Below are 14349 nucleotides of genomic sequence, written 5' to 3' on the forward strand. Positions count from 1 at the left end.
AAAATGGATCCAATCTGGCCTGGCAGTGACGTTTTTAGATGGTCGCAAAGGATAGGCGGACGCTTTCCAGGTAGGCGCGGACGGCGTCGGCGGTGTCCAGTTGGAGGGCGTGGGCGGCGATCTGGCGGGCCTGGGACAGGGTGAGGCGGCGGACGGCGGCTTTGACGGCGGGGATGGCGGGGGCGCTCATGCTCAGTTCGTCCAGCCCCAGCCCGACGAGGAGGGGAGTGGCCAGGGGATTGCCGGCAAGTTCACCACACATCCCCACCCAAATGCCGGCATCATGCCCCGCCCGCACCGTCTGATCAATCAAGCGCAACACCGCCGGCTGCAAAGCCTGCGCCAGGTGCGCCACCTTCGCATTTCCCCGATCCGCCGCCATCGTATACTGCGTCAAATCATTCGTGCCAATGCTAAAAAAGTCTACTTCCCGCGCCAGTTGGTCCGCCGCCGCCACCGCTGCCGGCACTTCAATCATCACCCCCACCTCCATATCCGCGGCAAATGACTCCCCCGCCGCCCGCAGCTCCGCCCGCGCCTCCGCCAGCATCTGCTTCGCCGCCCGCACCTCCGTCACCGTCCCCACCATAGGGAACATCAGCTTCAGCCGCGCCCCCGCGCTCGCCCGCAAAATAGCCCGTAGCTGCGGCATGAACACCTGCGGCCGATCCAGGCAGAAGCGAATGCCGCGCCAGCCGAGGAACGGGTTCTCCTCCGCCCCCAGGTCCAGGTAGGGCAGCGGTTTGTCGCCGCCCACGTCCAGCGTGCGCACGATCACGGCGCAGTCGCCCATGGCCTGCCCCACCGCCTGGTACGCGGCGAACTGCTCCGCTTCGCCGGGGGCCGTCTCCCGATCCAGGAAGAGAAACTCGGTGCGGAACAGACCCACCCCCTCCGCGCCGTATTCACGCGCCAGGGGGGCGTCGTGCGGTCCGCCAATGTTCGCGGCCACTTCGATGCGTCGTCCATCCTGGGTGATGGCCGGCCCCTGCGCGGTGGCGCGCGCCTGCTGCTGTGCCGCCTGCCATGCCGCCCGCTGCTGCGCCAGCCGCGCCTGCGTTTCCGCGTCTGGCTGCGCCCAAACCTGCCCCGCGGCGCCGTCCAGACCGATGGTTTGCCCATCCGCCAGCGTCGCCAGCCGCGGCCCCAGGCCGACGATGGCGGGGATGTTCAGGGCGCGGGCGAGGATGGCGCTGTGCGAGGTGGCCCCGCCCGACTCCGTGCAGATACCCAGCACCCGGTCCGGGTCAAGCTGCGCCGTGTCGGAAGGCGTCAGGTCGCGGGCGACGAGGATGGCGGGGTTGGCGAGGGTGAGCGGGCGCATTTCCACGCCCAGCAACTGCCGCAGCACGCGCGCGCCCGCGTCCAACACGTCCGCCGCGCGCGCCTGCATGTAGGCGTCGTCCATCTGGCGATACGTTTCCGCCATTTCCTGCATGGCCTGTTCCCAGGCCGATTCCGCGTTGACCCGCCGCGTTTGCAAATGGTCGCGCGCCGCCTCTTGCAGCGCGGGGTCGAGCAGGAAGAGGCGATGGGCGGCGAAAATGGCGGCTTCTTCCCGCCCCACCTGGGCGGCGGCGGCGGTTTCCACGCCCGTCAACTCGGCGGCGGCGGCGGTGATGGCCTTTTGTAGCCGCTGCCATTCGGCGTCTACGTCGCTGATGGCGCGGGCGACGACGGGGGGCAGGGTGGGGCGATATTGCTGCACGGGGCCTACGGCCACGCCGGGCGCGGCGGGGATGCCGGTCCAGATGCCGGCATTTTCTCCCACGACCCCTTGCTGCTTCGCAGATGCCGGCAAAATGACCGGCGCCGTCTCCGACTCGCCAAAATTAGCGGCCACCAGCGCCGCCAGCGCCGCCAGCGCCACCTCCGCCCCGTCTCCTTGTGCCTCCACAAGTATCTCATCCCCCTGGCGCACGCCCAGCGTCGCCACCTGATTGATGCTCTTGGCGTTGGCCTGCCGCGCTCCCTTGCGCACGGTGAGGCTGGCGGGGAAGCGGTTGGCGGCAGCGACGAATTGGGCCGCGGGCCGGGCGTGCAGCCCCAACGCATTGCGGATGGTGAAGGTCTGGCTTAGGGCCGCGCCGGTGGGGGAGGGGGTGGGGGGCGGTGCGGCGACGGCGGGGGCGGCAATGCCAAGTTGCTGCCTTTTGGCGGTGAGCGCGCCGCGGGCTTCGGCCATGACCTGGGCGGCGCTGCTGCCGACGGCGGCTTGCACGGCGGCGGCGATGGCTCCCTCGACGAGGGGGGCCTCGCATAGATGTACGCGGTCGCGTTGGGCGGGGTCGAGGAAGTCGAGCGCGGTTTCGGCGCTGAGGAGGGCGCTGCCCAGGTCCATGAGGACGACGACGCCGGCTTCGTCGAAGACGCTTTCAATGGCGGCAATGACTTTCATGGCGTCCGTGCCGATGGGGTTTTCGGGGTCGTCCATGCCGCCGGCAATGGCGACGCGGACGCGCCCTTGTGTCATCTGATCCATGAGTTCTTGCACGCCGCGGGCCAGTTGGGCGCTGTGGGAGACGATTACGATGCCGACCATGTGTTCCTTTGTGGTGCGCCCGGGGCCGGCGTCAGGTAGTTGTGCGCAGATGCCGGCATTCGGGACAGTCGCTAACTTCGTGAATGAGGTCTAGATCGGCCCAGGTGAGGGCGTCCGCCGGACCGGGGATGAAACCAACCGCGCCGCAAAGGCAGGCGTACCAGCCGTAGGGGAGGTGGGCGCAAGGTGGGCGCGCCTGCTGTAAGTCAATCCGTTCCACGCCCAACCGCCAACGGGCATTGGTGATGAGGGTGCGGCAGCCGGTTTGTTGTAGTTTGCGGGCGTAGAGGTGAAAATGCCGGCAGTGTCGCATCAACAACACGCCGGCAGTCACGTCCACGGGGAAGGGGAAAACACGAGCGTCGCCGGCTATCAACCGCATATTTGCCGGCATTCCACCTGCCGCGCTCATCTGCCCCTGCGTTAATAACGTCGGCTCAATTTCGATGGCGTACACACGCCGCGCCCGCGCCGCCAGACGGCGCGCCAGGCGCAAATCGCCCGCCCCGATGTCCAATACCACATCATCTGGCGCGATCCACGCCGTCGCTTGCTCATATGTGGCCTCGTCGTAGGGAGACCACATGCGCTCCCAATCCCGCTCGTTCATCCCGATTTCCCGTTCCCATGACGGCTACAGCCGTTGGATGGCGACGGCCAGCCACAAGCCATAAGCCAGCGCCCCCGCGCCCACCAGCGCCAGCACCCAATCGATGGCGCGGGCGGCGGACGGGCTTAAGCCCAGGTCACGCACGACGGCGCGCAGCCCCAGCATGGCGTGAGTGGTCACGAATACCAGAAAAACGACTTCAATGAAGAAAATCGCGGGATTAGAGACGTAGGCCAACACTTCCTGAAAATTGCGCAGGCCACCGGCGGCGACGAAATGGTGCGCGACCATGTGCAGCCCCAGCAGCAAAACCAGCAGCAGGCCGGAAATGGCCTGCACCAGCCACAAAGCGCCCGCGCGGCTGCGCTGCTGTCGGTCTCTGGCGGCCTGGCCGGTGATGGCGTTTTGCATTTTTTCCTCCGGATAAAAACCCGGTCTCTGCAAGAAACCGGGTTTTTGTATCACAAGGTGAAGACTTTCCAGGCGCTGATGACGAGGAGGATGAAGCCGATGATCATCAGGGTGACGAACAGGGCGCGGTGGCTACGCGCGCCGACGCCCATGCCCACCAGGGCCACGCGAATGCCGTTCAGTCCATGAAAAAGGATGCCGAAGATGAGGACGACGTCCAGCAGCAGGAACAGCGGGCTGCGCGCCAGTTGCAGAAACCGGTCCCAGCCAGCTTCGCCCTGGAGCAGGGTACTCAACACAGCCAGGTGCAGGAAGAGGTAGAGGACCAGCCCTAATCCGGTGAGGCGGTTGATGGCAAATGCCCACGACCCGAGGCGGCGGCGGCGCACGTCAAACCAGGCCCGCAGTGGCTGCCTGGGACGAATGGTTTCTTCGGTAGTTTGTACGTTTTGCACGGTGGGTTTCCTCCGCGGAAAGATTGGTCCAATCTTCAAGATTGGACCAATCTAAGCATCTGGCAAACGGAGCAGGCGGCGGAATTTGCGCCCGGTGAGTTTGCGGCGCAGGGACATGATGGCGCCGCCGGGATCAACCTCGGAGGGGCAGACTTCGGTGCATTCGTAGGCGACGTGGCAGCGCCAGCAGCCGCTTTCGTTGTCCACCCAATCAAGGATGACCTGGGGGTTTTGCCCGCGTGGTTCGGCGACGACACGCCAGGCGGCAGCGAGGGCGGCGGGGCCATAGTAGTCGGCGCTGCTGCCCATGATGGGGCAGGCGGAGACGCAGAGGCCGCATTCGAGGCAGTTTTCGTAGCGGGTGTATTGGGCGATGCCGGCAGGAAGCTCGGCTTCGGGTTGGAATTCACTCTGGCGGATGTAGGCCATGCCGGCATCGCCGTACCGCTCATAAAACGCCCCCATATCCACCACCAGGTCCGCCACCAGCGGGATATTGCGGATCGGCTCCACCAGCACCGTCTCCGTGCCCAAATCCAGCACATTCGTCACGCAGGCCAGCACCTCCTGCCCATTCACCCGCATCCCACACGTCCCGCAGGAAGCGTGGTGGCAAGAGTGGCGCAAAATCAACGTGCGATCCTGCGTGCGCCGAATCTCTTGCAGCGCCTCCAACACCGTTGTGCGTGGCCCTACCTTTGTCGTAAATGTCTGGTAGGTAGGCGCGGATTGCCCCTGCTTGTAGCGGAACACGCGGAACGCTCTTTCCACTTCGGCCATCAAACTTGCCTCCTGGGAAAATGTAGGGCGATTTTCCAAATCGCCCGCCCGATTTGGAAAATCGGGCTACGACGGTTCATCGTTTTCATTCATGGTGAAGAACCCCATTCATGGGGAATGCCTGTAATACGCGGTGTGTGGCAGCAGCACCACTTCGCGTGTGCGACATGGGGCGTCCACGCCCAACTTCTGGCAAACCACATTCGACGCGGCTTCCGCCATGCCGCGCAGCGTGGTCGCTTTGCCGCCCGTAATCGTCACGAATCCTTCCGCGCCCTCGTCCTGGTGATCAAAGCATTTGAAGGTACGGCTCAACTCTCGTCCGCTGTCCTCGCCACGCGGACCAATGAGGGGGCGCGCCGCCGACCAGACCCCACGGAAGGGGGCCGTTTTCACCATTGGGATCAACTCCGCCCCTTTTTCGACCATCAACTGCACATGCTCTTCCGGCACGCCCAGATCGTCCGGGTCGTCCACGACCCAGGAACTGGTCCCCACCACGGAAAGCCCCCGCTGCGGCACGACGATGTCGCCGTCGCCGGAGGTGTGCAGCCGGTTGACGACCATGTTGCAAAGACGCCCGCGCAAGGCCAGCATCACGCCGGGCGAGGGGCGGATGGGCACGTCTACGTCCACCATGTGGGCGATTTTGCCGCTCCAGGGGCCGCCGGCGTTGATGATGATGTCCGCCTTGATGTCGTATTCCTGGCCGTTGGTGAGGTCATGAACGCGCGCGCCGGTGACGTTGTGGCCGTATTTGATGAAGTCAACGACCTCGGTGAACGGCTTGATGACGGCGCCGTTGTGTTGGGCGGTGGCGAAGAAGCGCAGCGGCATACGCATGGCGTCCATGGTGGCGTCGGGAACCTGGACGGCCATCTTCAGGTTGGGGTTCAGGTTGGGTTCGAGTCGCAGGGTTTGTTCGCGGGTGAGCCGCCGCACGGGGATGCCGCATTCCTGGCAGCCTTCGATGAATGCGTGGCTGTATGCCAGGTCTTCGTCGCTAATGGCGACAAAGAGGCCATCGTTTTCTTCAAACGTGCCCGGGGCGATGCGGCGCAGGATGGTGTTTTCCTCGATACATTCGATGGCGGATTCCTGGTCTTTGACGGCGTAGCGGGCGCCGCTGTGTAGCAGACCGTGGTGACGCCCCGTGGTGCCGGAGGTGAGTTCGCCGCGTTCGACCAGGGTGACTTGCAGGCCGCGCAGCGTCAGGTCGTGGGCAACGGCGGCTCCTGTGCCACCGCCGCCAATAACGAGCGCATGAAACCTGTCCATGATTACTCCCGAAACCTTCCCGGAAGCTTTGGAGCTTCCGGGAAGGTATTATGTGATTACTCAACCCAGTCAAAGGTGCGGGTGACCGCTTTTTTCCATTCTTTGTACATGGCGGTGCTGGCGTGGCTGCCGGCATTGGGCTGCCAGGTTTTGTCCATGCCCCAGTTGGCGCGCATTTCGTCGGTGTTCTTCCAGAAGCCGACGGCGAGACCGGCGGCATAGGCTGCGCCCAGGGCCGTGGTTTCGGCGACTTTGGGCCGGATGACGGGCACGCCGAGGACGTCCGCCTGGAACTGCATGAGCAGGTTGTTGTGGACCATGCCGCCATCTACTTTGAGGGCGGTGAGTTCCACGCCGGAGTCCATGTTCATGGCGTCGAGGACTTCGCGGGTCTGGTAGGCGGTGGCTTCCAGGGTGGCGCGGGCGAAGTGGCCGCGGTTGACGTAGCGGGTCATGCCCACGATGGCCCCGCGGGCATCGGAACGCCAATAGGGAGCAAAGAGGCCGGAAAATGCCGGCACGAAATAAATCCCGCCATTATCTTCCACCGTCTGCGCCAGCGTCTCCACATCGCGGGAGTTGTCAATCAGCTTCAGGTTGTCTCGCAGCCATTGCACCAACGCGCCCGTGATGGCGATGGACCCTTCCAGCGCGTACACGGCCGGCTCGTTGCCGAACTTGTAGCACAGTGTCGTCAGCAAACCGCTATTCGACGGCACCACTTCCGTGCCCGTGTTCATGAGCATGAAGCAGCCCGTGCCATACGTGTTTTTCGCTTCGCCGGGGCTGAAGCACGCCTGCCCCACGGTGGCCGCCTGTTGGTCGCCCAGGTCGCCACTGACGGGAATACGCCCGCCAAAAGGTCCCCCTTCCGTGGTGTAGCCATACACTTCGGAGGAGGAGCGCACGGCGGGCAGCATCGCCAGGGGGACGCCCATTGTGGCGGCGATGTCCGCATCCCAATCCAGCGTGTACAGGTTCATGAGCATGGTGCGGCTGCCATTGCTCACGTCCGTTACGTGCGCACCGCCAGTGACGCCGCCGGTCAGGTTCCAGATGACCCAGGTGTCGATATTGCCAAAAATCGCTTCGCCGCGCTCGGCGGCCTCGCGCACGCCGGCGACGTTGTCCAGAATCCAGCGCACTTTTGGCCCGGAGAAGTAGGTTGCCAGGGGGAGGCCGACGTGGGAGCGGAAGCGGTCCTGGCCCCCATCTTCGGCGAGGGCATTGCAGATTTTGTCGGTGCGCGTGTCCTGCCAGACGATGGCGTTGTAGTACGGTTTGCCCGTGTTTTTGTTCCAGACAACGGTGGTTTCGCGCTGGTTGGTGACGCCGACGGCGGCGATGTCCGCGGCGGTGGCGCCGGCATTTTTCATGGCCCCTTTGATCACGTCTTGCGTGCGCGCCCAGATTTCCATGGGATCATGTTCGACCCAACCGGGCTTGGGGTAGATTTGTTCGTGTTCGAGCTGGTGGACGCCGACGGGTTCACCAGCATGGTTGAAGATCATACACCGGGTACTGGTTGTACCCTGGTCTACTGCGGCAACATATTTAGCCATGTGATTGTCTCCTTGGGAGGAACAGCCGGATTCAGGCTGTTTGGAGGGTGTCCAGCAATGCTTTTAACATCAGGTAGGATGAGGTTGCACCGGGGTCTTGATGTCCGATGCTACGCTCGCCCAGGTAGCTGGCGCGGCCTTTGCGCGCTTGCAGGGGGATGGTACTGAGCATGCCGGCATTGGCCGCCGTGACTGCCTGTTCTAATGCGGGAATAAGCGCCTTGTTGTTGTCCAGTGCCTGGCGCATCGCCACCAACGCGGGCGACCAGGTGTCAAACATCGTTTTGTCTTCCAATTGTGGGCGGCCCCGCTGCACGATACCATCGACGCCCTTTTTGAATAGTTCGTACAGATCTTCGCCGTTCAGTTCCTCTTTTGCGCCCACGGCCATGCCGCTGCGCATAAAGAAGGTACCGTACAGGGGGCCACTGGCTCCGCCGACACTGGAAATCAATGTCATGCCCACCGTTTTTAGAACATTTCCGATGTCTTTGTCGGCCACGCCCGGCAGTTTTTCCAACACTTTGGTGAAGCCGCGGGCCATGTTGATGCCGTGGTCCGCATCGCCAATGGCGGAGTCCAACTGGGTCAGATACTCTTTGTTTTCAAATAGCACAGCCGCCAGGTTTTCCAGCCACTGCACGATTTGGACTTTGGTTACGACCATATCGTCTTCCTAAAAAAGATTGGTCCAATCTTAACGATTGGACCAATCTGGAATTCAGATGCCCCAGCGCAGGCCAGGCGTGTTGACGGGCGCATCCCAGAACGTAAGGATTTCGTCGTCCGCCTTCAACAGGGTGATGGAAAAACCTTGCATTTCCAGGGACGTGATGTAGGGGCCGACCAGGTTGCGTACGATGGTGATGCCTTTGTCGGCGCAGACCTGGGCCAGCTTGCGATAGATGGCGTACAGTTCGGAGACGGGCGTGCCGCCCATGCTGTTGACGAAGGCAATGACGTTGTCGCCGGCCTGGAAGGGGGTGTCGACGAGTTCTTTCTCTTCCCAATCGCCGGCATCGTTATCCCATTCTCGCACCGTTCGCGTATACGCATGGTCGTTGATGATCTCCAGGGCCATCATTTCCGTGATCTTGTCCGCTGTCACCATTTTCATCCGCTTTTGCCCTGGTTCACCGTGGATGCCAATGCCGATTTCCATTTCGTCGTCACCCAGGTCGAATGTTGGCTTGCCCGCGGCGGGCACGGTGCAGGACGTCAACGCCATGCCCATGCTGCGCCCATACTGGTTCACCTTGCGGCACAGGTCGGCGCACTGCTCCAGGTTGTAGCCGGCTTCGGCAGCCGCGCCCACGATCTTTTCCGCCAGCACGGTCGTGCCCACGCCGCGGCGACCTGCCGTGTACAGGCTGTCCTTCACGGCCACGTCGTCGTCGATGAGGATGCTTTGTACCTGAATGCCGTCGGCATAGGCCAGTTCCGCCGCTGTTTCAAAGTTGAGAACGTCACCTGTGTAGTTCTTGACGATGAAGAGGACGCCGGCGCCGCCGTCCACGGTCTTCGCCGCTTCGTACATCTGGTCCGGAGTGGGGGAGGTGAAGACTTCGCCCGGACAGGCGGCATGGAGCATGCCCATGCCCACGAACCCACCGTGCATGGGTTCGTGCCCGCTGCCACCGCCGGAGATGATGGCGACTTTGCCGGCAACGGGCGCATCGGCGCGGCAGACGTAATTTGGCTCAAAATGAACCTGCAGCATGTCGGGATGCGCCACGGCCATACCTTCCAACTGCTCTTTGACAACATCTTCAACCGCGTTGATTAATTTCTTCATGTGAGATTGCCTCCGGGAGTGGGCGAGTCCGCGAGTTTGCGAGTTTGCGGGTTTGCGAGTCCGTGAGTTTGCGGGTTTGTGGGCAAACTCGCCACTCGCCACTCGCCACTCACCACTCGCCACGCACCCCTTACAATACGATGCTGATGACAAGTCCCGCCAGGATGCCGCCGATGATGGGGGCGACCACGGGAATCCAACTATATCCCCAGTCGGAATCGCCTTTGCCGGCAATAGGCAGGAGGAAGTGCGCAATACGCGGACCCAAGTCACGAGCCGGGTTAATCGCATAGCCCGTGGGACCGCCGAGCGAGAGGCCAATGCCCCACACCAGCGCGCCTACCAGGAAGGGACCAAGACCAGAAGCGGGAATGCCGCTTTGTGCCATGCCGTTTTCCGCGAAGATCGAAGCCACGCCCAAAACCAACACCATCGTACCAATGATTTCCGTGATGTTGTTGGAAACCATGTTGCGAATAGCCGGGCCGGTACAGAAAACACCCAACTTGGCCCCTTGATCCTTCGTTTCCGCCCAGTGTGGCAGATAAGCCAACCAGACGATGACGCCGCCGAGGAAAGCGCCAATGAGTTGCGCGAGGATGTAAACGGGGACATCCGCCCACGGGAAGGTCCCGGCGACGGCGAAACCAATCGTTACTGCCGGATTGATGTGCGCTGCCGTGCTGCCAAACGCGCCGGATACAAAAACGCCAACCATGACGGCGAAGGCCCACCCTGTGGTAATCACGATCCAACCCGCGTTTTGCGCCTTCGATTTGTTGAGCAAAACAGCGGCCACCACGCCGTCACCCAAAATGATCAGAAACATTGTGCCGAACAATTCGCCTAAAAACGGACTAGCCATTTTTTCCCTCTCTTTGTGTTGTTGTTTGATTGTAACTACTAACGCCCTCTGGAGATTGGACCCATTTCAAACGCTCAATGGTCATTTTCACGAGAGAAAATTGCTCCAATCTGGCTTAGCAGCTACGTTTGATTTTGGCTTGCGATAGGGTGGATCCGCGCCGCGGAAACAGTCACCTTATCATTTCAGAAGTCGCCCCGTGGAGAAGAGATGCCTCAGGGAGCCGATTCTTTGGGCTTATAGCAGGTTTTTTTTGGGGGGGATAGAAAAGCGAGGTGGGGAGTGTTCTGGTCGATGTTTGTCCTCCTTTGGTTCAATGACGTTGCTGCGAATCAGCAGCTTTTGCACAAACAAAGCCCATCAGCGGACACACCTTATCCAGTAGACGTTGATCGGGCAAGTTGTACAGGATTTTGGGCGCGTGTGTCGGCTGATTTCCACACCGACACACCTTTATAATATGCAACAGACCAATAAAATCAATCATTCGACAACATACGTTTCACAATGAAACGTATTCGCCTTACTGTCGTTCCTTTATGAAACAGAGAGGGAAGAGATGGGGCTGTCCGCCTGCCGCGAAGGTGTGAGAGGATTATCGGCGAAATTGCGCCGGGGAAATATCCAGGCGCTTCATTTTGCGCCAGAGCGTGGTGCGTCCCATTTGTAGCTGTTGCGCCATTTCCCCTACACGCCCCTCGCAAGCCCACCCGGCCCGAATGATCGCTTCTCGTTCAGCTTCCGCCACCGTCAGAATCGGTTGCGGCTGTGGACTCCAACCCGTGAGTACGCGCCCCCGCCGCACCACTTCGGGCAAGTCTTCCACACGAATGACGCTATCCGTGCATTGGTTCATGGCGCGCTCCAGGGCGTTTTCCAACTCACGCACGTTGCCTGGCCAGGGGTAGCGGCGCAAAATTGCCAGGGCCTCATCGTCTATCCGGGTGGGACGTTTTTCGCGTAAGGTGACACGAGCCAGAAAGGATTCCGCCAGCAGGGGAATGTCCTCAACGCGGTCTCGCAAGGGGGGCACGGTGATGGAGAAGATGCCAAAGCGATAATACAAGTGCGGCAGAAAGTTGCCGTCGGAGACGGCCTGCTCCAGATTGGCGGAAGTGGCGGCCATGATGCGTACGTTAACGGGCGCGGGGTGGCTGCTCCCCAGGCGCATGATGTGGCTCGTTTCGATGACGTGGACGAGGGCGGCCTGCATCTCCAGGGACAACCCTTCGATCTGATCCAGCAGCAGCGTGCCATGGTTCGCCAACTCAAACTTGCTGGGGCGTCCGCTGGATGCGTCCATCTTCTCGTAACCCAGAAATTCCTGTGGCATCAGTTCATGGGGAATGGCGCGGCAGTTGATGGAAAGGAAAGGTTTATCGGCGCGGTCGCTGTCGTTGTGAATGGCGCGGGCAAGGTAATTTTTACCCACGCCGCCTTCGCCGCGGAGGAGGACAGGCGCGGTTCCGCGGGCGGCGGTGCGCGCCTGGCGTAAGATGCGGCGCATGGCCGCCGACTGATCGGACATGTCTTCGAGCTTGAGCGTGGCTTGCGCGCCGACTTGCTGCTGCACCAGGCGGCGTACGTGTTCGATAGGACGCAGCATGGCGATGTGTCCGATGGGTTGGTTGCTGCCGGCATTAATTGGACGCAGACTGAGCAAACAAGAAATCGCCGTACCATTGACATGGAAATTCATCTCCACGTCTTGCAACTCCCGATTCTCGTTTATGGCCTTCTTCAGCACCTCTGGAAGCCGCATCACCTCCGACAGCACCTGCCCCAACACGGTCGCGGGATTCAAACGCAACAGACGACCCGCCTGGGGGTTGATGTGGTTAATCTGGCCCGATTCATTCCAGGCAATAACGCCTTCGTCAATCGCCTCCAGCACCGTATTCACTTCCGTCAGACGCCGGTTGGCCTCCTCCAGAAACAGGTCTGTTTGCAACTGCCCGGAAATGGCCCGCGCCACGCTCATTACCAGAGAAAGCGTATGGGACGTAACCGCCGTGACCGGCGCGACAATGGCGATGATGCCAATGATGCGTCCGTTGACATGATGAATAGGCGCGGCCGAGGTGGACAGGTGGTGAAAAGCCTGGAAATAATGCTCCGCGCCCACAACCTGGATGGGCATGGCTTCCAGCATACACATACCCAGCGCCGTCGTGCCCAACTGCCCTTCCGCCCAATAGCTGCCCTGCCCCAGGCCCATCCGGTCAATGGTCGCGGACATGGTGGCATTGCCCCCCAGCGCCAAAACGCAGGCTGTGCCATCCGCCAACAAGATGGCGCAGTCGGAGCCTTCCATAAACTGGTACATGTCTTCCAGAAAAGGCGTGGAGAGGGCAATAAAGTCTGATTGTGCGCGGAGGATCGAGGTCAAGGCCGGTTCGCGCAGAGATTTGGGGCGAGGGGATGTGCCGGCACGCAAGGCACAGCGTCGCCACGATTGCAGTACGGCCGGGTCGGCGGCGGCAGCCAGGTGGGGTGGAACCTGGCCGCTGTCCATAAAGGCGAGCCAGATTTGCTGTAAGGTGTCGTGGTTAATGGGGTAGGAGGTGGGCTGCATGTTTACGTTTGACGGCGTGTGCGCCTGACAACGTACAGAAGCATTCAATTGCGCCTGTCTATATATAGATAGTATGCGAGCAGGGATATTTGTCAAGCGGAGTAGAGACTTGCGCCGGTACGGTTCCCGTTGAAGCCGGCACTCACTCCTGCAAGCCCAAAGAGCCCATGAGAATGGCCGCGGTTGGTTTTGATGCGTTGGAGGTGGCGGACTATGCCGGCATCTCAGACGGCGCCATAGTCCAATCTCCGCCGCGACCGGCAATAACAAAGAGAGCAATCGCTGAAAGAAACATTTCAGCAATCAATTCTTTGCGGCGGTCACGACTACGATGGCGACGTATCTTGATCACCAATGGCGGCGCGCAATTCAACCACAAAAGCGGGCAGCGACAGGCCGTAGATAGCGACGGCATCCGCCACGGTGTAAAACCGGGCCAATATGCAGCCGACACAGGCCATCTTGTGACCATTGAAAACGGCCATTGTTGCCGGCCAGCGCGTGAGCACGGCTTCAATTGTCATCGTTGCGAAAGCACCATCGTCCATCATGAAGACTCCCGCGCTCAGTGTATCCAGGTAGCCAGACAGGCCAACATGTTATCGTTGACAATTGACCCCACAAGTTCCCAAAGAAGCAAGGCTTTATCTGGCACGCGCCTGCCTGCTCCGACCACACCCATGAGACGGCTATGGTGTGTGCCTGGCAGGGTCAGGCGCGTGACCACCTTGTCCCCTTCCGCCGACGGAGATTCATAGCACGCTTGTCCCAGACCGCTTCCCACAAACGCGCATGATGGCTTCCTTCTCAGTAAAGGGCACGATGTGCCCGTAATCAATCGTTATCTCACCGCAGCGTCCGCAAATAGGCGATGATGTCGAGGATCTGCTCGTCTGTGAGAGCAGGATTGCCCCCTTTTGGCGGCATGTCAACGCCGGTTGTGTTGGCGGGATCGCTAATCGGCCTGCCGCTTTTCACGAAGGTTAACAGATCCTCATCTGTCGTAATACCGACGAATTCACTGGTCGTAAAGGGTTTACCCAGCCCTTCCATGCCGACGCCGCCCGGACCATGGCAAGCGATACAAACTGAGTTGTACAGGTCTTCACCTGCTTTCGCGTCACCCGTAGAAACCTGAACCACGCCATCTGACGTGTCAGACGGGGAGGCGTCCGACTCCCCGCCTCCGCCACACGCGACCAACGACACAACCAACAACAGGAACAAAATACGCCATACCTTCATCGATTCTTCTCCAAGAGTTACGACTTGTAACTACGTAAAGCAAGTCTGGCGAAATCCATATATGGGGATCGGAATCGCGGCTTTTGCCAGGCCAAACCCCATCTGTGGGCCGGCTGTAGCTTCCACGCCCCAAACGCCAGTGTCTTGTACGTAACTACCTACATAGATTTGCGGGTCCCCTTGAGAGGCGACCTCTTGCGCTGACGGCAACCTGAATTGTTGCCGTGATTT

13 protein-coding genes are annotated in these 14349 nt (G+C 61.1%); all 13 read right to left on the reverse strand.

Features of this window, described 5'->3' with window-relative positions; all coding sequences use genetic code 11:
* Positions 1-34: 34 nt before the first annotated feature.
* The 13 genes from ptsP to H6650_12175 all read right to left on the reverse strand — a co-directional run bounded on the left by ptsP (position 35) and on the right by H6650_12175 (position 14118).
* Positions 35-2542: a phosphoenolpyruvate--protein phosphotransferase gene (gene ptsP / locus H6650_12115; protein ID MCB8952750.1), complete on the reverse strand. Its 2508-nt coding sequence runs from the start codon at positions 2540-2542 to the stop codon at positions 35-37.
* A gap of 31 nt (positions 2543-2573) precedes the next feature.
* A complete protein-coding gene (locus H6650_12120; GenBank protein ID MCB8952751.1) occupies positions 2574-3152 on the reverse strand; it encodes a methyltransferase domain-containing protein in 579 nt (192 codons plus the stop codon).
* Positions 3153-3176: 24 nt separating this feature from the next.
* Entirely contained in the window at positions 3177-3563 is a 387-nt protein-coding gene (locus H6650_12125) for a hypothetical protein (protein ID MCB8952752.1), read from the reverse strand.
* Between the two features lie 50 nt (positions 3564-3613).
* Positions 3614-4018, reverse strand: coding sequence for a succinate dehydrogenase, cytochrome b556 subunit (sdhC, locus tag H6650_12130; GenBank protein MCB8952753.1), 405 nt, complete (start codon positions 4016-4018; stop codon positions 3614-3616).
* Between the two features lie 51 nt (positions 4019-4069).
* Positions 4070-4801 (reverse strand): succinate dehydrogenase/fumarate reductase iron-sulfur subunit, encoded by a 732-nt coding sequence (locus H6650_12135; protein ID MCB8952754.1) that lies wholly within the window; start codon positions 4799-4801, stop codon positions 4070-4072.
* A gap of 105 nt (positions 4802-4906) precedes the next feature.
* Positions 4907-6076, reverse strand: a complete 1170-nt coding sequence (locus H6650_12140) for an FAD-dependent oxidoreductase (GenBank protein ID MCB8952755.1) — start codon at positions 6074-6076, stop codon at positions 4907-4909.
* Positions 6077-6132: 56 nt separating this feature from the next.
* Positions 6133-7638 (reverse strand): glycerol kinase GlpK, encoded by a 1506-nt coding sequence (gene glpK / locus H6650_12145; protein ID MCB8952756.1) that lies wholly within the window; start codon positions 7636-7638, stop codon positions 6133-6135.
* A gap of 31 nt (positions 7639-7669) precedes the next feature.
* Positions 7670-8305, reverse strand: coding sequence for a dihydroxyacetone kinase ADP-binding subunit DhaL (gene dhaL / locus H6650_12150; protein MCB8952757.1), 636 nt, complete (start codon positions 8303-8305; stop codon positions 7670-7672).
* 54 nt (positions 8306-8359) lie between these two features.
* Entirely contained in the window at positions 8360-9433 is a 1074-nt protein-coding gene (dhaK, locus tag H6650_12155) for a dihydroxyacetone kinase subunit DhaK (protein ID MCB8952758.1), read from the reverse strand.
* Positions 9434-9563: 130 nt separating this feature from the next.
* On the reverse strand, positions 9564-10298 hold the full coding sequence (locus tag H6650_12160; GenBank protein ID MCB8952759.1) for an aquaporin family protein: 735 nt from the start codon (positions 10296-10298) through the stop codon (positions 9564-9566).
* Between the two features lie 595 nt (positions 10299-10893).
* Positions 10894-12873 (reverse strand): PTS-dependent dihydroxyacetone kinase operon transcriptional regulator DhaR, encoded by a 1980-nt coding sequence (gene dhaR / locus H6650_12165; protein MCB8952760.1) that lies wholly within the window; start codon positions 12871-12873, stop codon positions 10894-10896.
* A 326-nt stretch (positions 12874-13199) separates the two neighbouring features.
* On the reverse strand, positions 13200-13424 hold the full coding sequence (locus H6650_12170) for a hydrid cluster protein-associated redox disulfide domain protein (GenBank protein MCB8952761.1): 225 nt from the start codon (positions 13422-13424) through the stop codon (positions 13200-13202).
* 295 nt (positions 13425-13719) lie between these two features.
* Positions 13720-14118, reverse strand: a complete 399-nt coding sequence (locus H6650_12175; GenBank protein MCB8952762.1) for a cytochrome c — start codon at positions 14116-14118, stop codon at positions 13720-13722.
* Between the last annotated feature and the right edge of the window lie 231 nt (positions 14119-14349).

This window comes from Ardenticatenales bacterium, assembly GCA_020634515.1.
In the GTDB taxonomy this organism is placed as follows: Bacteria; Chloroflexota; Anaerolineae; order Promineifilales; family Promineifilaceae; genus JAGVTM01.